At 68.6% G+C, this 18,206-nt stretch carries 16 protein-coding genes and 1 tRNA gene; 14 read left to right on the top strand and 3 right to left on the bottom strand.

The annotated features are described in order from the left end of the window. The first annotated feature begins 141 nt into the window (after positions 1 to 141). From HLH21_RS08335 to HLH21_RS08295, 9 genes are all read left to right on the top strand, one after another. The gene (locus tag HLH21_RS08335) at positions 142 to 1,434 is read left to right on the top strand and encodes a DUF445 domain-containing protein (protein WP_182943195.1); all 1,293 of its coding nucleotides are present in this window, start codon (positions 142 to 144) and stop codon (positions 1,432 to 1,434) included. A gap of 130 nt (positions 1,435 to 1,564) precedes the next feature. Next, positions 1,565 to 2,080 (top strand): SUF system Fe-S cluster assembly regulator, encoded by a 516-nt coding sequence (locus tag HLH21_RS08330; RefSeq protein ID WP_182943193.1) that lies wholly within the window; start codon positions 1,565 to 1,567, stop codon positions 2,078 to 2,080. 14 nt (positions 2,081 to 2,094) lie between these two features. Further along, positions 2,095 to 3,585, top strand: coding sequence for a Fe-S cluster assembly protein SufB (sufB, locus tag HLH21_RS08325; RefSeq protein WP_182943191.1), 1,491 nt, complete (start codon positions 2,095 to 2,097; stop codon positions 3,583 to 3,585). A 16-nt stretch (positions 3,586 to 3,601) separates the two neighbouring features. Next, on the top strand, positions 3,602 to 4,375 hold the full coding sequence (gene sufC, locus HLH21_RS08320) for a Fe-S cluster assembly ATPase SufC (protein WP_456305459.1): 774 nt from the start codon (positions 3,602 to 3,604) through the stop codon (positions 4,373 to 4,375). Further along, positions 4,372 to 5,634, top strand: coding sequence for a Fe-S cluster assembly protein SufD (gene sufD / locus HLH21_RS08315; RefSeq protein ID WP_182943187.1), 1,263 nt, complete (start codon positions 4,372 to 4,374; stop codon positions 5,632 to 5,634). Before sufC ends, sufD begins: the two co-directional genes overlap by 4 nt. Position 5,635: 1 nt before the next feature. Beyond that, positions 5,636 to 6,886 carry a cysteine desulfurase gene (locus tag HLH21_RS08310; RefSeq protein WP_182943185.1) on the top strand — a complete coding sequence of 417 codons (1,251 nt, stop codon included), beginning with the start codon at positions 5,636 to 5,638 and terminating at the stop codon, positions 6,884 to 6,886. A 7-nt stretch (positions 6,887 to 6,893) separates the two neighbouring features. Continuing rightward, positions 6,894 to 7,322, top strand: a complete 429-nt coding sequence (sufU, locus tag HLH21_RS08305) for a Fe-S cluster assembly sulfur transfer protein SufU (protein WP_182943184.1) — start codon at positions 6,894 to 6,896, stop codon at positions 7,320 to 7,322. 37 nt (positions 7,323 to 7,359) lie between these two features. Then, positions 7,360 to 7,815, top strand: a complete 456-nt coding sequence (locus HLH21_RS08300; RefSeq protein WP_182943182.1) for an SUF system Fe-S cluster assembly protein — start codon at positions 7,360 to 7,362, stop codon at positions 7,813 to 7,815. Between the two features lie 17 nt (positions 7,816 to 7,832). Continuing rightward, positions 7,833 to 8,213, top strand: a complete 381-nt coding sequence (locus HLH21_RS08295) for a HesB/IscA family protein (protein ID WP_182943180.1) — start codon at positions 7,833 to 7,835, stop codon at positions 8,211 to 8,213. Between the two features lie 129 nt (positions 8,214 to 8,342). Here HLH21_RS08295 and HLH21_RS08290 read toward each other — a convergent pair whose 3' ends face one another. Beyond that, positions 8,343 to 9,623: a class I SAM-dependent RNA methyltransferase gene (locus HLH21_RS08290; protein ID WP_182943178.1), complete on the bottom strand. Its 1,281-nt coding sequence runs from the start codon at positions 9,621 to 9,623 to the stop codon at positions 8,343 to 8,345. A 63-nt stretch (positions 9,624 to 9,686) separates the two neighbouring features. Then, positions 9,687 to 11,231, bottom strand: a complete 1,545-nt coding sequence (locus tag HLH21_RS08285) for a DEAD/DEAH box helicase (protein WP_182943274.1) — start codon at positions 11,229 to 11,231, stop codon at positions 9,687 to 9,689. A gap of 342 nt (positions 11,232 to 11,573) precedes the next feature. Between HLH21_RS08285 and HLH21_RS08280 the strand changes: the two genes are divergently transcribed. Then, the gene (locus HLH21_RS08280; RefSeq protein WP_182943176.1) at positions 11,574 to 13,406 is read left to right on the top strand and encodes a glycoside hydrolase family 15 protein; all 1,833 of its coding nucleotides are present in this window, start codon (positions 11,574 to 11,576) and stop codon (positions 13,404 to 13,406) included. A 133-nt stretch (positions 13,407 to 13,539) separates the two neighbouring features. Here the strand turns inward: HLH21_RS08280 and HLH21_RS08275 are convergent, their stop codons facing one another. Next, positions 13,540 to 13,992 (bottom strand): CopD family protein, encoded by a 453-nt coding sequence (locus HLH21_RS08275; RefSeq protein ID WP_182943174.1) that lies wholly within the window; start codon positions 13,990 to 13,992, stop codon positions 13,540 to 13,542. A gap of 166 nt (positions 13,993 to 14,158) precedes the next feature. Here HLH21_RS08275 and HLH21_RS08270 point away from each other — a divergent pair, with 166 nt between their 5' ends. The 4 genes from HLH21_RS08270 to HLH21_RS08255 all read left to right on the top strand — a co-directional run bounded on the left by HLH21_RS08270 (position 14,159) and on the right by HLH21_RS08255 (position 18,116). Then, a complete protein-coding gene (locus HLH21_RS08270; protein ID WP_182943172.1) occupies positions 14,159 to 15,607 on the top strand; it encodes an NAD(P)H-hydrate dehydratase in 1,449 nt (482 codons plus the stop codon). An 80-nt stretch (positions 15,608 to 15,687) separates the two neighbouring features. Further along, positions 15,688 to 15,772: transfer RNA gene (locus HLH21_RS08265), tRNA-Leu, on the top strand. A 93-nt stretch (positions 15,773 to 15,865) separates the two neighbouring features. Next, positions 15,866 to 17,200 carry a trigger factor gene (tig, locus tag HLH21_RS08260; protein ID WP_182943170.1) on the top strand — a complete coding sequence of 445 codons (1,335 nt, stop codon included), beginning with the start codon at positions 15,866 to 15,868 and terminating at the stop codon, positions 17,198 to 17,200. A 277-nt stretch (positions 17,201 to 17,477) separates the two neighbouring features. Continuing rightward, positions 17,478 to 18,116, top strand: coding sequence for an ATP-dependent Clp protease proteolytic subunit (locus tag HLH21_RS08255; protein ID WP_182943168.1), 639 nt, complete (start codon positions 17,478 to 17,480; stop codon positions 18,114 to 18,116). Positions 18,117 to 18,206: the final 90 nt, after the last annotated feature.

Raw genomic sequence — 18,206 nt, 5'->3', positions numbered from 1 at the left:
CATCGCAATGTCTGCCATCCGACATCACAGTGAATTTGGGCCCATGCCCTTGTGGCGACGCGTCTGGATGCGCGGTGCGGCGGGGCGGTGGGCGGGCATGAAGCCTTGGGTCCCCGCGCGCGGGGTGGTATCGACGGGGGGATGAACACGATTCCCGAAGCGGACAGGGCCGCGTGGCTTGTATTGCGACGCTATCGCCGCGCGGCGACCGGCCTGCTGGCCGGGATGGGTGTCCTGACGATCGCAGGCTACGGCGCGCCGGCCGTGGGCCTGGTGGCGGATAGTCCGTGGCTGGACATCCTGCGGGCCGGCGCCAAGGCCGGGGTGGTGGGCGGCCTGGCGGACTGGTTCGCCGTCACGGCCCTGTTCCGCCGGCCGATGGGCCTGCCGATTCCCCATACCGCGATCCTGCCCGCGCAGAAGGCGCGGCTGGGCGAGGCCCTGGGCCGCTTCGTGGCGACCCATGTCTTTACCGAGGCCGACGTCAACGCGGCCCTGGACCGGATCGACCTGCCCGGCATGCTGGCCGGGGTGCTGGCCGACCCCGCGACGGCCGAGACCGTCAGCCGCGCGCTGGCCCAGGCCGCGCCGCCGGTCATGGACCGGCTGGAGGACGGGCGCGCCGGGTCGGCCATGGGCCGGATCCTGCCGGTGGTCCTGGGGGGCGAGGACGTGGCGCCGGTGGTCGCGCGGACCCTGCGCGCGCTGGTGGAGGGCGACCGCCACCAGGAGGTCCTGTCCTTCCTGCTGGCGCGCCTGAAGGACGGGCTGAAGGCCAAGGAGGCGGCCCTGCGCGCGATCATCGAGGACCGGGTGCGCGAACAGGGGGGGCGGATCCTGGGCTGGGCCATTGGCGGGTCGATCGCGACCAAGGTTCTGATTTCGGTGAATCACGAGCTGGACCGCGTCGATCCCCAGAATTCCGAGTTGCGCGAAGGCTTCACGACCTGGGTCCGCGCCGAGATCGACCGGATCGAGACGGATCCCGAGCGGCGGGCCGAGATCACCGGCGCGATCATGGGGGTGATGAGCCATGACAGCATCCGGGGCTGGAGCGGCGATGTCTGGCGGCGGATGCGCCTGATGATCGAGGCCGACATGGCCCAGCCCGACGGCTGGTCGGCGTCGATCGTGCGGGATGCGCTGCGGCACCTGGCCGAACAGATGCGCGAGGACCAGGCGCTGCGCCAGCGGGTGATGTCGAGCGTGCGTGGCATGATCGTGCGTGGCCTGCCCTTCGTCTGCGACCGGCTGTCGCGCTTCATCGCCTCGGTCGTCGCGGGGTGGGATGCCGACCAGTTGGCGTCGCGGCTGGAACTGCGGGTGGGCAAGGATCTGCAGTTCGTGCGGCTGAACGGCACGCTGGTCGGCTTCCTTGCCGGGGCGATGCTGTCGCTGGTGCTGCGGCTGATGTTCGGCGCCGGAGCCGGGTAAGGGGCTGGATGCGGCAGGCAGGATTGTGCCGATTGCACTTGACGGTGGCGGTGCATCGTCTCATCTGATGGTAAATCAGTACTGATTTGGTCCGCTATGGCCGCGAGGCCGGCCAGAGGGTGGGGGACGGATGCTGAAACTGTCGAAGCTGACCGATTACGCCGTCGTGGCCCTGATGCGCCTGGGGCAGCAGGACGACGTGATGACGTCGCCGTCCCTGTCGCAGGTTACGGGCATCCCCGAGCCCACCGTCGCCAAGGTGCTGAAGATCCTGGCGTCCCATGACCTGGTGGTATCGCTGCGCGGCGCGCGCGGGGGGTATCGGCTGGCCCGGCCATTGAACGATATTTCCGTGGCGCGGGTCATCACCGCCGTGGACGGCCCGATTTCGCTGACGGCCTGCGTCGATGGCGGCGGGTGCGACGCGCGCGTGCTGTGCGGCGTGTGCGGGCAGTGGGATGCGGTCAATGACGCCATCCGGGGGGCCTTGTCCGCGATCACGCTCGCGGACATGCAAAGCCATGGCCGGCAGCAGCCGGGGGCGGGGGAATGCCACGATCGTGATGTGGGGGCCGCCGATGCCAGGGGCCATGACACAAACGGGGGTCACGAAACGTCCGTCGCCGGTTCCGCCGCCGCGGTCTGAGGGAGCAGGAAGATATGCCAGCGATTACCGAAACCCGGGACGCGGTCGAAAGCCTCGGCCAATCCACCTACAAATGGGGTTTCGAGACCGATATCGAGATGGACCTCGCGCCCAAGGGGTTGAACGAGGACACGATTCGCCTGATTTCCCGGCGGAAGGAAGAGCCCGAATGGCTGCTGGACTGGCGGCTGAAGGCGTTCCAGGCCTGGCAGGCGATGACCGAGCCGGGCTGGGCGAAGGTCCGCCATCCGCCGATCGACTTCCAGGACGCGCATTATTATGCCGCGCCGAAGAAGAAGGCCGGGCCGAAATCGCTGGAGGAGGTCGATCCGGAACTGCTGCGTACCTATGAAAAGCTGGGCATCCCCCTGCACGAACAGGCGATGCTGGCCGGCGTCGAGGTGCCCGAGGGCGAGGAGGCGCGCCCCCCCGTCGCCGTCGATGCTGTGTTCGACAGCGTGTCGGTCGTCACCACCTTCCGCGAGACGCTGGCCAAGGCCGGGGTGATCTTCTGCCCGATTTCCGAGGCGGTGCGCGACCATCCCGACTTGGTGCGCCGCTATCTGGGCAGCGTGGTGCCGGTGTCCGACAATTTCTATGCCGCGCTGAATTCCGCCGTCTTCACCGATGGATCGTTCGTCTACGTGCCGCGCGGCGTGCGCTGCCCGATGGAGCTGTCGACCTATTTCCGCATCAATGCCCGCAACACCGGCCAGTTCGAGCGCACGCTGATCGTGGTCGAGGACGGGGCCTCGGTCTCGTATCTGGAAGGCTGCACGGCGCCGATGCGCGACGAGAACCAGCTGCACGCGGCGGTGGTGGAACTGGTGGCGATGGACGATGCGTCGATCAAATATTCGACGGTCCAGAACTGGTATCCGGGCGACGAGAACGGCCGGGGGGGCATCTATAATTTCGTGACCAAGCGCGGCGCCTGCCGTGGCGCGCGGTCCAAGATTTCGTGGACGCAGGTGGAAACCGGGTCGGCGATCACCTGGAAATACCCGTCGTGCATCCTGCAGGGCGACGGCGCGGTGGGCGAATTCTATTCCGTCGCGGTGACCAACAACCACCAGCAGGCCGATACCGGCACCAAGATGATCCATCTGGGGCGCAATACCCGCTCGACGATCATCGCCAAGACCATCAGCGCCGGCCAGTCGGACAGCACCTATCGCGGGCTGGTGCGGATGATGCCCAAGGCGTCGGGGGCGCGGAATTTCACCCAGTGCGACAGCCTGCTGATCGGCGATCGCTGCGGCGCGCACACGGTGCCCTATATCGAAAGCCGCAACATGACCGCGAAGGTGGAGCATGAGGCGACGACGTCCAAGATCTCGGAAGACCAGCTGTTCTATTGCCGCCAGCGCGGCCTGTCCGAAGAGGACGCGGTGGGGCTGATCGTCAACGGGTTCTGCAAGGACGTGCTGAAGGAACTGCCGATGGAATTCGCGGTCGAGGCCCAGAAACTGCTGCAGATCAGCCTTGAAGGCAGCGTCGGCTGAACGGAGAATGAGTGACGTGAGCAACGAGTTTGTAAAAATCTCCGGCCTCTGCGCCAAAATCTCGGATGGCGGGATCGACAAGGAGATCCTGCGCGGCGTCGATCTGGAGATCCCGGCGGGCGAGGTCCATGCGATCATGGGGCCGAACGGATCGGGCAAGTCCACCTTGTCCTACGTGCTGGCCGGGCGCGAGGATTACGAGGTGACGGGCGGCAGCGCGACCTTCAAGGGCCAGGACCTGCTGGCGCTGGAACCCGAGGAGCGCGCGGCGCTGGGCCTGTTCCTGGCGTTCCAGGCGCCGGTCGAACTGCCGGGCGTGAACAATGCGAACTTCCTGCGTACGGCGGTCAACGCGGTGCGCCGCGCGCGCGGGCAGGACGAGCTGGACGCGGTGGCGTTCCTCAAGGCCGTGCGGCAGGAGACGAAGCACCTGTCGATGTCCGACGACATGCTCAAGCGCAACGTCAATGTCGGGTTCTCGGGGGGCGAGAAGAAGCGCAACGAGGTGCTGCAGATGCGTATGCTGGCCCCGTCCTTCGCGATCCTGGACGAGACGGACAGCGGGCTGGACATCGACGCCCTGCGTATCGTGGCCGAGGGCGTGAATTCCCTGCGCTCGCCCGATTTCTCGGCGCTGGTCATCACCCACCATCAGCGCCTGCTGGATTATATCGTTCCCGACCGCATCCACGTCATGGCGCGCGGGCGGATCATCCATAGCGGCGGCCCGGAACTGGCCAGGCAACTGGAAGCGCAGGGATATGCCCGCTTCCTGGCGGAGGCCGCGTGAACGCGCTCGCCCCCGCCGGCGTCAGCGCCGCCGCGTTCCTGGACCGCTATGCCGCGCGGGCCGGAACCAATCCGTCGCGCGACCGGGCGGCGGACATGCTGCGCCGGACGGGGTTGCCGCGCAGCGGGGTCGAGGCGTGGAAATACACCTCGCTGCGCGCGCTGGGCGACGTTCCCTTCGCCACGGCGCCGGCGACGCCCGACGACGCGGCGGTCCGTGCGGTCCTGGCCGAGGCCGGGCAGGTCGTCGGGCTGGACCCGGACATGCGGCGGGCGGTGTTCGTCAACGGGCGGTTCGATCCGTCGCTGTCGTCCCTGCCGGACGGGGTGTCGGTGGGCCGTTTCCAGGCGAGCGATGCGGATGCGGATGGCGACGTGGCCAGCGCCCTGAACGCCATCCTGGCCGAGGACGGTCTGGTGCTGCGTGTCGCGCCGGGGGCCGATGCCGGGCGGCTGCTGCTGCTGTCGATCGGGGTGGCCGAGGGGACGCCGATCTCGTTTCATCCGCGCCACCGGATCGAACTGGGGCAGGGGGCCGCGCTGTCGGTCCTCGATCTGTCGGTCGGGCGGGGGGCGTACCTGAACAACCCGGTCTTCGACATCGCAGTCGGCGACGGCGCGCGCCTGGGGCATGCCAAGATGCAGGCCGAGGCCCCCGCCGCGCAGCATCTGGCGGTCGTCCATGCCGAAATCGGCGCGGGTGGCCTGTATGACAGCTTTACCCTGACCCTGGGCGCAGCCCTGGCGCGGCACGAGGTCCATGTCCGGCTGGCCGCGCCGGGGGCCGTCGTCCATGTGAACGGGGCGCAGCTTCTGGACGACCGGCAGCATGCCGACCTGACCAGCGTCATCACCCATGCCGCGCCGGACTGCAATTCGCGGCAGACGGTGAAGAACGTGCTGTCGGGCCATGCGCGCGGGGTGTTCCAGGGCAAGATCCTGGTCGAGCGCGTGGCGCAGAAGACCGACGGCTACCAGATGAACCAGGCGCTGCTGCTGTCCGACGCGGCCGAGATCGACGCCAAGCCGGAACTGGAGATCTATGCCGACGACGTGCGGTGCAGCCACGGCGCGACGGTGGGCGCGCTGGACCCGGACCAGCTGTTCTACCTGCGTAGCCGCGGCGTGGCCGAGCACGAGGCCAGGGCCATGCTGGTCAAGGCGTTTTTGCATGACGCCGTTGACCTGATCGGCGACGAGGTCCTGCGGGCGACGCTGGATCGCGCCGTCGAATCCTGGTGGAACCGGAAGGACGCATAAGATGGATCTGTCGCCCGCCGCCCTGGCCGACCCGATCGACGCGCTGCGCCATCTGCGCGCCGATTTCCCGATCCTGAACGAGGCCGTGCACGGCAAGCCGCTGGTCTTCCTGGACAGCGCCGCATCGGCGCAGAAGCCCGTCCAGGTGATCGACGCGATGTCGCGGACCATGCGGACCCAGTACGCCAACGTCCATCGCGGCCTGCACTGGATGAGCGAACGGACGACCGACGCGTGCGAGGCCGTGCGCGACCAGGTGGCGGGCCTGATCGGCGCCCCGGCGCGCGAGGAAATCATCTTCACCCGCAACAGCACCGAGGCGATCAATCTGGTCGCCCATTCCTTCGGCAGCCTGATCCGGCCGGGGCAGGCGGTGGTGATTTCCGAAATGGAGCACCACGCCAACCTGGTGCCCTGGCAGATGCTGCGCGACCGTGCGGGCGTCGAACTGCGTGTGGCGCCGATCACCGACGCGGGCGAACTGGAGCTGGACGCGCTGGGGCGGCTGCTGTCCGACGGCAAGGTCGCGCTGGTGGCGGTCACGCACATGTCCAACGTGCTGGGCACGGTGACGCCGGCGCGGCAGATCGCGGACATGGCCCATGCGGCCGGCGCGCGCGTGCTGTTCGACGGCAGCCAAATGGTGGTGCATCGCCGGGTGGACGTGCGCGAGATCGGGGCCGATTTCTACGTCTTTACCGGGCACAAGCTGTACGGCCCCACCGGCATCGGCGTGCTGTGGGGGCGGCGGGAGCTGCTGGAGGCCATGCCGCCGTTCCTGGGTGGCGGCGACATGATCTCCACCGTCCGGTTCGAGGGATCGACCTGGGCCAATCTGCCCCACAAATTCGAGGCCGGGACCCCCGCGATCATCGAGACGATCGGTCTGGGGGCTGCGATCTCCTATATCGAATCGATCGGCTTCGACGCCATCGCCGCGCATGAGGCCGCGCTGACCGACCATGCCCTGCGGCGTCTGGCCGAGGTGCCGGGCCTGCGGGTGATCGGCGCGCCCGCCGATCGGGGCGGCGTGATCTCGTTCACCATGGACGACGTGCATCCGCACGATATCGCGACCCTGCTGGATCGGAATGGCATCGCCATCCGCGCCGGGCATCATTGTGCGGAACCGCTGATGCGGCGCCTGGGTGTCAGCGCCACCGCGCGGGCCAGTTTCGGCCTGTACACCACGCGCGAGGAGGTCGACACCCTGGCCGCCACACTGGAGCAGATCCGCTCCTTGTTCGTGTGAGCGGGCGATGGAACAGGACACGCTGTATCAGAGGCAGGTCATCGACAGGGCGCGTGCGCCCGCGCATGCCGGGTCGCTGGACGGCGCGACCCATGTCGGCGAAGGAACCAACCCGATGTGCGGCGACCGGGTGCGGGTCGGCCTGTCGCTGACCGACGGGGGGACGGTTACCGCCGTTCGGCACGAGACGCGGGGATGCGCGATCTGCATCGCGTCGGCGGATATGATGGCCGGGCTGGCCGAGGGGCGGAGTGCTTTGGAACTCGGCACGCTGTCCCGCCGGTTTGGCGAGATGGTGCGGACGGGTGAAGGCGCGGAGCAGGTCGGGGAACTGGGGGTGTTCGCGCCGCTGCACCAGCATCGCTCCCGGATCAGATGCGCGACATTGCCGTGGACGGCGCTGATGGAGGCCCTGGATGGATCGAAGGACAGGTGAGGCGTTGATGCAAGCGCAACCCGAGGAGGCGGCCGACATGAATGGACCCGAGACCAGGCAGGGGGCCGAGGGCTTTTCGTTCGATCCCCCGGCTGCGGCCCAGGGCGGAACGGGTTCGACCAGCGGGGCTGTCGAAAGCTGGACGCCCGGCGACGAGCCGGCCGAGGCCACGCCGGCCGGGGCGGGCCATGCGGCGGACGAGGATGCGGTGATCGCGGCGATCGCCAGCGTCTACGACCCGGAAATCCCGGTGAATATCTACGAATTGGGCCTGATCTACGCGATCGACCTGCACCAGGACGGCGGTGTGCATATCGAGATGACGCTGACCGCCCCCAACTGCCCCAGCGCGCAGGAACTGCCGATGCAGGTGCAGGAGGCGGTGGGGAAGGTGGACGGCGTCACCCGCGCCGAGGTCGAGATCGTGTGGGATCCGCCCTGGGACATGTCGCGCATGAGCGACGATGCCCGCCTGACGCTGAACATGTTTTGAGCCAGGAGAACGCCATCATGACCCATTCCTCGACCGATGCCACGGCCCCCTCCCGCCCGGTGCGCGCCCTTCCGCCGCTGATGTCCCTGTCCGATCGCGCGGCCGACCGGCTGCGTACGCTGTATGAAACGGCGCATGCCGGGCAGTTGCTGCGCGTGGCGGTCTCGACCAAGGGATGCTCGGGCCATGGCTACGACATGAGCTTCGTCGATGCGGCTGGCCCGGGGGATGAGGTGGTGACCGACAAGGGGGTCACGCTGCTGGTGGATCGCAAGGCGACCCTGTTCCTGATCGGCACGACGATGGATTATGAGGTCCAGCAACTGGAATCGGGCTTCACCTTCGTCAACCCGAACGAAAAGGGCCGCTGCGGTTGCGGCGAGAGCTTCCATGTCTGACGTCTCGCCTGTCCCAGGGCCTGAGGCCCTGGACCCCGATCATGGATAAACGACTGGGTTTCCAAAGGGCTAGGCCCTTTGGCGGGTTTCAGGGCAGCGCCCTGAGACGTGCTGCACCCTTGCCTTTGCCTATCGCGGTCGCCGCCGCGGCGCGGGCGGGGCGGTGAACACGCAGACGGCCTCGACCTCGGTCGACCACAGGAACTGGTCGATGACGGTCACGTCGTCCAGCCGGTAGCCCGCCGCGCGCAGGGCGGTTGCATCCTGGCTTAGCGCCTGTGGATTGCAACTGACGTAGATGATCCGTTCCGGCCGGCCGGCGACGATCTGTTCCATCTGCGCGCCGGTGCCGGCATAGGGTGGGTCCAGGACCAGCACGCGGGCGTCGGCGATCTGGCGCGCCATGACCGGCTGCCGGTTCAGGTCGCGCTGTTCCGCCGTCACGCGGGTGCCGGTGGTGGCGCGTTTCAGGGTGGCGACCGCGTCGGGATGGCCTTCATACGCCAGGACCCGCGCGTGCCGGGCCAGGGCGAAGGACAGGGTGCCGCACCCCGCGTACAGTTCGACCACCACATCCTTGCGGTTCAGGCGGCCGGGCAGCCCGCCCAGGACGGCGGCGATGATCGCGGCCTCGCCGTCGCGGGACGGCTGGAGGAATGCGCCCGGTGGCGGGGCGACCGTCACCCCCGACAAATCATGCCGGATGGTGGCGGTCTGCGCCGCGGTTTCCGGCGTGTCGGTCGATCCGGTGCGGCGCCAGGCGATGCGCGGAATGGCGTGCTGCCGCGCGAAGGCCGCCAGCTTGGTGCGGTCGGCGGCATCCAGCGGCGCATCCGTCGCCAGCAGCAGGTCCGGCCCCGAATCCAGCAGGTTAATCAGCGCGTCACCCTCGCGCCGGAAGGCGGCCAGCGACAGCACCAGCGGGCGCAGGGCCGCGATCAGCGCGAACAGTGCCGGTTCCAGGACCGGGCAGTCCGACAGATCGACCACATCCCCGCGCCGGGCATGCAGGCCGATGCGGATGCCGTCATGGGTGCGGCGCAGGGCAAGGTCGATGCGCCGGCGGGCGCCGGGCGTGCTCTGGACGGCCTTGGGCTGGGGGATGGAATCGAATCCCGCCCGTTCCAGCGCGTGGACGACCAGCCCGGCCTTCCAGTCCAGCACGGCCGGCAGGGACAGGTGCTGGATGGCGCAGCCGCCGCAGACACCGAACAGCGGGCAGGGCGGGACGACGCGGTCCGGGCTGGCGCGGAGGATGTCCACCAGTCGCGCGGCGCGATTGTCCAGCGGTTCGGCCACGATCCGTTCCCCCGGCAGGGCGCCGGGAACGAACAGGCGCGCGCCGTCATCGGTGCGGGCAATGCCATCCCCGTCCCTGCCCAGGGAGCCGATATCGGATTCGAACTTCATGTCGTGCACACCCGGCCCGTCAGATTGCGCCGCGATGGGGTGATGTCACCCCATCGCAGGCCATCAGGACGATTCGCCGGGCTCGTCCTCGATGCTCGGCGCCACGGCGAACGTGCGCCGGGGCAGCAGCATGAAGGCCGGGACGTCGTCGCCGAAGCCGGTGACCGGCGCGCCGTTGTCCTCGGGGCCGCGATCGCGATGGCGGACGGGCCGGTCGTGGTCCTGACGCCGCCGATGCTCGGCCTTGGGCGCCGGGGGCGCGTCCGGCTGGGCGGCGGGGATCGGTGCTGGTTCCGCGGGCGGGGCGGGCGCTGCCGGCGCGGCGGCGATAGGCGTGTCCTTGCCGCGGGGAGCCGACGGCCGGGCGGGGCCGCGATGGTCGTTGCCCTTGCCTTTCCGGCCGCGTCCGCCGCGTGGGCGTTCGTCCTCGGACCAGGGCAACTGGGTGATGCCTTCGACCTCCAGCCGGGGTATGGGGTGCCCGGTCAGGGTTTCGATGGCTTCGGCCAGGTTGCGGTCGAACGGGGTGGCCAGGCTGTAGGCGTGGCCCGACCGGCCGGCACGACCCGTCCGGCCGATGCGGTGGACATAATCCTCGGCATGGAAGGGCAGGTCGAAATTGAAGACGTGCGACAGGCCGCCGATGTCGATCCCGCGCGCCGCCACGTCCGAGCAGACCAGGATCTTCAGTTCGCCGGCCTTGAATTTCTCGAGCGTGGAGAACCGGACCGATTGCGGCAGGTCGCCATGCAGGGCGCCGGCCGAAAATCCGTGCTTGACCAGCGATTTGTGCAGCACGTCGACATCGCGCTTGCGGTTGCAGAAGACGATGGCGTTCTGCACCGCATCGTCGCGCAGCAGCTTTCGCAGGGCGCGCCGCTTCTCGGCTTCCTCGACGATCACCAGGCCGGCCTCGATGGTCGTGGCGACCGAGGACGGGCGGCTGACGGTGATTTCCTTGGGGTTCTGGAGGAACATGTCGGCCAGGCGGCGGATTTCCGGCGCCATGGTGGCCGAGAAGAACAGGGTCTGCCGCAGGGGCGACAGCATGCTGACGATCTTCTCGATATCGGGGATGAACCCCATGTCGAGCATGCGGTCGGCCTCGTCGATCACCAGCAGCCTGGTCTGCGTCAGCAGCAGGCCGCCACGTTCGAACAGGTCGATCAGGCGGCCGGGGGTGGCGATCAGCACGTCCACGCCCCGGTTCAGCACCTCTTTCTGCTCCGCCATGCTTTCGCCGCCGATCAGCAGCGCATGGTTCAGCTTCAGATACTTGCCGTAATTGACGAAATTCTCGGCCACCTGCAGGGCCAGTTCCCGCGTCGGCTCCAGGATCAGCGAACGCGGCATGCGCGCCCGCGCCCGCGACCCCGACAGGATTTCCAGCATCGGCAGGGTGAAGGACGCCGTCTTGCCGGTGCCGGTCTGCGCCACGCCCAGCACGTCGCGGCCCATCAGCACATAGGGGATGGCCTGCGCCTGGATCGGGGTGGGGTGACGGTACCCCATGTCGTCGATCGCGCGCTGGATCGGCTCCGCCAGGCCCAGGTCGGAAAAGAGGGGCTCGGGCGCCGCGTCCAAGGGGGCCTCGGCCGGCGGAGTCATGTCCGCGATGGCCGGGTCCAGGGTGACCGGAACGGTGGCGACAGGATGGGATTCGGCGTCTTCGGCAGCCGAAGCGGCGGCATTCGTCTTGGCGCTCAAAATTCTCTCGAACGTGTCAGTGGTGTGGTCCCGTTCGTTCCGCCACGATGCGGTCCGTCAGGCATTTCTGCCTGTTTTCCTGCGACGAAGCAGGGCCTTGCGAAAATGAAGGCGAATCCCCCGGTTCCGCGTGTTCGTCCCTATCGAGAATTGGAACGAAAATCAAGCGTGGAGCGTTTATCTTGGGTGTTCGTCCCATGTCCGGGCGCCTGGACCGCTGGCGTCGTACCGTGTGGGGGTATCGTGGTCACTGTCGATCCGTTGAAGATTGAGGATTATGGGCTGATCGGCGATGGCCGAAGCTGCGCGTTGGTGGGGCGGAACGGGTCGATCGACTGGCTGTGCTGGCCGCGCTTCGACAGCCCCGCCTGTTTCGCCGCCCTGCTGGGCGATGGGGAAAACGGTCACTGGCTGCTGGCCCCGGATGAGGAGCGGGGCGGCGCGCCGCTGGTGGTCTCGCGGTCCTACCGGCAGAACGGGATGGTGCTGGAGACGGTGTTCGAGACCGCCAGCGGGGTGATCGCCATCCTGGATTTCATGGCGATGGGGACCGAGACCCCGACGCTGATCCGCATCGTGGAGGGGCGGCGCGGGGCGGTGCCGGTGCTCAACTGGCTGGTCATGCGCTTCGATTATGGCCTGTCGGTGCCGTGGGTCACCCGCCTGCCGGACAATATGGGCATCAACGCCATCGCCGGCCCGTCGCGCTGCATCCTGCGCTGCCCCGTCGCCCTGCATGGCGAGGACCGGCATACCGTGTCGCGCTTCATCGTGTCGGAAGGCGACACGGTGCCGTTCGTCATGATGCATCTGGATTCGCACGATCCGGTGCCCGATCCGATCGACGCGCTGCAGGCCCTGCGCCGGACCGAGCAGTTCTGGGCGGACTGGATCGCGCGCTGCACCTATCATGGCGACCATGCGCCGGCGGTGCGGCGGTCGCTGCTGACGCTGAAGGCGCTGATCTACCAGCCGACGGGCGGCATCGTCGCGGCGCCCACGACCTCGCTGCCCGAGGAGCTGGGGGGCAGCCGGAACTGGGATTATCGCTATTGCTGGCTGCGCGACGCGTCGCTGACGCTGATCGCGATCATGGCCGGCGGGTATTTCGAGGAAGCCGTGCAATGGCGCAACTGGCTTCAGGCGGCGGTGGCCGGCAGCCCCGACCAGGTGCAGATCATGTATGGAATCGGCGGCGAGCGGCTGCTGAATGAATGGGAGGCCGGCTGGCTGCCCGGCTATGCGGGATCGACGCCGGTGCGGATCGGCAACGCGGCGGCGGGCCAGTTGCAGCTCGACGTCTATGGCGAGGCGATCGCCGCCCTGCATCTGGCGCGCCAGACGCGGTTGTGCGCCATCACCGACGGCTGGCGGCTGGAGGTCGGGCTGCTGCAGCATCTGGCGACCATCTGGAAGGAACCCGACGAAGGCATGTGGGAGGTCCGGGGCGGCCGGCGTCAGTTTACCGTCTCCAAGATCTCATGCTGGGTCGCGTTCGATCGCGCGATCCGCGATGTCGAGAAATACGGGCTGGAGGCCCCGCTGGAGGAATGGAAGGCGCTCCGCACCGAAATCCACGACACGGTCTGCCGCGAGGGCTTCAACCGGGACAAGAACTGCTTCGTCCAGTATTTCGGCGCCACCGGCCTGGACGCCGGCCTGCTGCTGATCCCCATCGTCGGTTTCCTGCCGCCCGAGGACCCGCGCGTCATCGGCACCATCGCCGCGATCGAGCGCGAATTGCTGGACGAGAACGGCTTCGTCCGGCGCTACATCCCCGATCCGGAGGTCGAGGGCGTGCTGGGTGACGAGGGCGCGTTCATCGCCTGTTCGTTCTGGCTGGTGAACGCCTATGTCGCACAGGGCCGGATGGAGGAGGCGCACGCGCTGTTCAAGCGGCTGCTGGCCCTGCGTAGCGACCTGGGCCTGCTGGCCGAGGAATATGACGCGAAGGCGGGGCGGCAGGTCGGTAATTTCCCGCAGGCCTTTTCGCACCTGTCGCTGGTCAATACCGCCGCGATCCTGTCCGCCGGGCGGATCACGCCGACCGGGGCGCCACCGCTTCCGGTCCTGTAAACGAGTCTGCCTCAGGGCGCTGCCCTGAAACCCGCCAAAGGGCCTCGCCCTTTGGAAACCCAGTCGTTTTATCCATGATCGGGGTCCAGGGCCTCAGGCCCTGGTGGGGTCGGGCAAAGTCCGATCTTTAACTTTACAGCCCGCGCGCCATCGCGGCGGCCAGGATGGTCAGCACGCCCAGGGTGATATTGACCAGCACCAGCGAACGGATGGAATCGAACGTCGCGGGCTGGGGGCGGATGGCGCGGCGGGCCTTCTGGTAAGGGCCGAAATAGATCCGGGCGAACAGGCCGGCCATCGCCAGGCCCAGAAGCTGCATCGCGTTCACCTGCCATGACACCACGGCGAATCCGCCCTCATGCAGGATCATCAGCCACCCGGTGACCAGCACCATGGGCATGGTGTGCCAGACGATGCGAAAGAAGCGTCCCAGCGTCTGCAGATGCACCGACGCCCGCTGCGTCGCGTCCAGCAGGCTCAGGCTGGGGCGCAGGACGAAGACCGCATACACCATGCCGCCGACCCAGGCGGCCATGCCGGTCAGATGAATCGCGAGCACGAGGCTCCAGAGAATGGAGTGGGACATATCTGCTCCGCTGGGAATGGACAAGGCGGCCCGCGTGACGTGCCGTGCGCGCCGATGGTATGCTTGATCGCCAATTCCGGACCGGCACGCAAGGGATAGCGGGTTCGGGCAAAGTAGTAAGTACACGCTCGCACGAGCGGGAATGGCAAGCGGAGGCTGAATACCCATGGACCGGGCCGGCACGTCCCTTCTTCTGCCCGATCCGGCGCAGATGGCGCTGATCGACGCCGCCGCCAGCCGCGTGGTGCCGGTGCGCGACCTGATGGAGCATGCGGGCCGTGCCGTCGCGCGCGCCGTGCGGCGGCATGTCGCGCCGTGCCGGGTGCTGGTGCTGTGCGGGCCGGGCAACAACGGAGGGGACGGCTACGTGACCGCGCGTCGCCTGGCCGAGGCCGGGTGGCCCGTCGCGGTTGCCGCCCTGTCGTCCCCGCGTCCGGGCGGGGACGCCGCCCATGCCGCGTCGCTGTGGCGGGGGCCGGTCGTGCCCTTCGTCGCGGCGGAGGCCGCGCGGGCCGATCTGGTGATAGACGCCGTGTTCGGCGCGGGGCTGAGCCGCGATATCGACGACGCCCTGGCGCGGGTGCTGGCGGCGGCGCGGCGCATCGTCGCGGTGGACATGCCCAGCGGCATCGACGGCGCGACCGGCGCGGTGCGCGGCTATGCCCCCCGCGCCGAGATGACGGTGACGTTCGTCCGCGCCAAGCCCGGGCATCTGCTGCTGCCGGGGCGCGACATGCTGGGGCGCCTGGTGGTGGCCGATATCGGCATGCCGGACTCGGTGTGGGACGCGGTGACGGTGCGGACCTGGTGGAACGCGCCGGGCCTGTGGCAGGTGCCCGAGGATCGGGTCGACAGCCACAAATATACGCGCGGTGTCGTCAGCATCTGCGGGGGGGCGTCGATGCCGGGGGCCGCCCGGCTGGCGGCGGCCGGCGCCCGGGCGGCCGGGGCCGGGCTGGTGCGCCTGGCGGCGGGGGGCGCCGCCGATCTGTACCGGCTGGGCGACCCCGGCCTGGTGGTCGATGGCCAGGCGCTGGAGGATCTGCTGGCGGACCAGCGGCGCGCGGTCTGGGTCTGTGGCCCCGGCCTGACCCTGGACGAGGTCGGGCATGCGCTGCCGCTGCTGCTGGGGGCGGGGCGGGCGGTGCTGGCCGATGCCGGGGCGTTCCTGCTGGCGGCGGGCCGGCCAGACCTGCTGCGCGGGGCGGCGGTCATCACCCCGCATGCCGGCGAATTCGCCAGGGTCTTCGGCGCGCCCGGCGCCGACCGGCTGGCCGCCGCGCGGGCGGCCGCCGCGCGGATCGGCGGGGTGGTGGTGCTGAAGGGGGCGGACACGGTGATCGCCGCCCCGGACGGGCGGGCCGCGATCAACCGGCATGCCTCCACCGCCCTGGCCACTGCCGGATCGGGGGATACGCTGACGGGGGTGATCGCCACGATGCTGGCGGCGGGCATGGAGGCATGGCAGGCCGCCTGCGCCGGCGTCTGGCTGCATGGCGAGGCCGGGATGCGCGCGGGCCCCTGGCCGGTGGCCGAGCAGTTCGACCGGCATCTGGGGGCCGCGCGCGAGCGGGCGGCCCAGCTGGGACGGCAGGCAGCGCCGGGCGGGCCGTAAGGGGCAGCAATCGCGCCATTGTCGGCTTGCCGGATCGGGCGGTGTGCGCTAAAGCCGCGCGCTTGAGGCCCGGGCATCGTGCGGGCGTGGTGGAATTGGCAGACACGCCAGATTTAGGTTCTGGTGGCGCAAGTCGTGGGGGTTCAAGTCCCTCCGCCCGCACCAGCCCCGGCAATCGCCTTTGCGTGCCGACGTCGCCGGCCCGATGGGACGTGCGCGTTTTTTAGAAGAGTTCTGACCGAGAGGATGGCCTGGCAGATGCAGGTTACTGAAACGCTTTCCGATGGCCTGAAGCGCGGGTTCACCGTCACCGTGCCCTCCGGCGAACTGGAGGGCAAGCGGACGGCCCGCCTGAAGGAGCTGGGCCAGTCCATGAACCTGCCGGGCTTCCGTCCCGGCAAGGTGCCGATGAGCATCGTCAAGCAGCGTTACGGCGCCGCCGTGCAGGGCGAGGTGCTGGAGCAGGCGGTCAGCGACGCCACGCGCGCCCTGCTGGACGAGCGCGGGCTGCGTCCGGCGACCCAGCCGCGCATCGACCTGGTGTCGGATGCCGAGTCCGTCGCCGGCGATCTGGAATTCAAGGTCGAGATGGAACTGCTGCCCGAGATCGCGCAGCCGGACCTGTCCACCCTGAGCCTGACCCGCCTGAAGGCGACCCCGGACGCCGCGACGGTCGACAAGGCGCTGCAGGACATCGCCAGCCGCCAGCGCAGCTTCGAGGCCATCGAGGAAGTCCGCCCGGCCGCCCAGGGTGACGTGGTCGTGGTCGATTTCGTCGGCAAGGTCGACGGCGTGGCCTTCGACGGGGGCACCGCCCAGGACGTGAGTGTCGAGATCGGCGGCGCCGGCTTCATCCCCGGATTCGCCGAGCAGATCGAAGGCATGACCCCGGGCGAGGAAAAGGTCATCACCGTGACCTTCCCGGCCGATTATTCGGCTGAGAACCTGGCCGGCAAGGAGGCCACCTTCGACATCACGGCGAAGGCGCTGCAGCGTCCGGTCGATGTCGCGATCGACGACGACCTGGCGAAGAAGATCGGCTTCGAGGGGCTGGAGCAGGTCCGCGAGCTGATTACCAAGCAGGTCGAGCAGGAATACGAGCAGCTGTCGCGCCTGCGTATCAAGCGCGAACTGCTGGACGCGCTGGCCGAGAAGACCGATTTCGAAGCCCCGCAGGGCATGGTCGAGGCCGAATTCGCCCAGATCTGGCAGCGGGTCGAAGCCGACCGCAAGGCCGGCCAGATGGACGACGAGGACAAGGAGAAGGACGAGGAGACCCTGCGTTCCGACTACCGCAAGATCGCGGAACGTCGGGTGAAGCTGGGTCTGCTGCTGGCCGAGATCGGCCGCGTCAACGCCGTCAGCGTGACGCAGGACGAAATGCTGCAGGCCATCCGTGCCGAGGCGATGCGCTATCCCGGCCAGGAACAGGCGGTGTTCGAGTTCTTCCGCAAGAACCCGCAGGCCGCCGAGAGCCTGCGCGGCCCGATCTTCGAGAACAAGGTCGTCGATTACGTGATCGAACTCGCGACCGTGCAGGACAAGGACGTGACGCCCGAGGAACTGGCCGAGATTCCGCCCGCGGATCTGTGATCGCCTGAAACCCAGGTCCGGAAAAACCCGGCCCGAACCGGCCCCGGCCCGCGATTCGCGGGGCACCGGGGGGTGGGGATGGGCCGCGCGGTCCCGCAATTATCGCCGTGAAATGATGGCGGTGGGGTGGTATCCGCGCGGTTTATCTCTATCTTGTTCAGGGTAACCGGGGAACGACCCGGCCACCGCGCCCTGTCCGACGCCGTCGACTCGACGACGCGGATGCTACGGGGACGGTGTGTCGGGTCTTCGCGTTTCAGGAACGGGAATTGAGACTATGAGGGATCGGGATCCCGTGGAGATCTTCAGCAACGCCCTAGTGCCCATGGTGGTCGAGCAGACCTCCCGCGGGGAACGGGCCTTCGATATTTATTCCCGCCTGCTGCAGGAACGGATCATCTTCCTGACCGGGCCGGTGTACGATCAGGTCGCCTCCCTGGTGTCGGCGCAGCTTCTGTATCTCGAGAGCGTGAATCCCACCAAGGAGATCTCGTTCTACATCAACAGCCCCGGCGGTGTCGTGTCGGCCGGGCTCGCGATCTACGACACCATGCAGTACATCCGCAGCCCCGTCAGCACCGTGTGCATCGGGCAGGCGGCGTCGATGGGGTCGCTGCTGCTGGCGGGCGGCGAGAAGGGGCGTCGCTTCGCCCTGCCGAACGCGCGCGTGATGGTGCACCAGCCGTCGGGCGGCGCGCAGGGGCAGGCCAGCGACATCGAGATCCAGGCGCGCGAGATCCTGACGATCCGCCAGCGCCTGAACGAGATCTACGAGACCCATACCGGCCAGTCGCTCGAGGATATCGAACGCCGGCTGGAGCGCGACAGCTACATGTCGGCCGAGGAGGCGCAGGCCTTCGGCATCGTGGACGAGGTGGTTCGCAACCACGCGGCCCCGGCCCCGGCAAAGAGTTGAAGGAAGGCGGGCGCGCTTTTTATCTTGGCGGCGCCCGCCTGCTTGGGCAGGGTTGATGCGGACCCTGACCTGATGCAGGATTTTCGATCC

It is taken from the genome of Gluconacetobacter johannae (assembly GCF_014174305.1).
GTDB classification, from domain to species: Bacteria; Pseudomonadota; Alphaproteobacteria; order Acetobacterales; family Acetobacteraceae; genus Gluconacetobacter; species Gluconacetobacter johannae.
The sequence above is the reverse complement of the archived record's forward strand: the minus strand, read 5'-3'. Positions and strand labels throughout refer to the sequence as shown.

What these genes read in the sequence shown, in the direction of transcription:
- HLH21_RS08295 (WP_182943180.1), top strand. Translation starts at nt 7,833, where the DNA reads ATGACCCATTCCTCGACCGATGCCACGGCCCCCTCCCGCCCGGTGCGC.
- HLH21_RS08270 (WP_182943172.1), top strand. Translation starts at nt 14,159, where the DNA reads ATGGACCGGGCCGGCACGTCCCTTCTTCTGCCCGATCCGGCGCAGATG.
- HLH21_RS08330 (WP_182943193.1), top strand. Translation starts at nt 1,565, where the DNA reads ATGCTGAAACTGTCGAAGCTGACCGATTACGCCGTCGTGGCCCTGATG.
- HLH21_RS08285 (WP_182943274.1), bottom strand. Translation starts at nt 11,231, where the DNA reads ATGACTCCGCCGGCCGAGGCCCCCTTGGACGCGGCGCCCGAGCCCCTC.
- HLH21_RS08290 (WP_182943178.1), bottom strand. Translation starts at nt 9,623, where the DNA reads ATGAAGTTCGAATCCGATATCGGCTCCCTGGGCAGGGACGGGGATGGC.
- HLH21_RS08255 (WP_182943168.1), top strand. Translation starts at nt 17,478, where the DNA reads ATGAGGGATCGGGATCCCGTGGAGATCTTCAGCAACGCCCTAGTGCCC.
- HLH21_RS08300 (WP_182943182.1), top strand. Translation starts at nt 7,360, where the DNA reads ATGAATGGACCCGAGACCAGGCAGGGGGCCGAGGGCTTTTCGTTCGAT.
- HLH21_RS08310 (WP_182943185.1), top strand. Translation starts at nt 5,636, where the DNA reads ATGGATCTGTCGCCCGCCGCCCTGGCCGACCCGATCGACGCGCTGCGC.
- HLH21_RS08335 (WP_182943195.1), top strand. Translation starts at nt 142, where the DNA reads ATGAACACGATTCCCGAAGCGGACAGGGCCGCGTGGCTTGTATTGCGA.
- sufU (WP_182943184.1), top strand. Translation starts at nt 6,894, where the DNA reads ATGGAACAGGACACGCTGTATCAGAGGCAGGTCATCGACAGGGCGCGT.
- tig (WP_182943170.1), top strand. Translation starts at nt 15,866, where the DNA reads ATGCAGGTTACTGAAACGCTTTCCGATGGCCTGAAGCGCGGGTTCACC.
- HLH21_RS08275 (WP_182943174.1), bottom strand. Translation starts at nt 13,992, where the DNA reads ATGTCCCACTCCATTCTCTGGAGCCTCGTGCTCGCGATTCATCTGACC.
- sufB (WP_182943191.1), top strand. Translation starts at nt 2,095, where the DNA reads ATGCCAGCGATTACCGAAACCCGGGACGCGGTCGAAAGCCTCGGCCAA.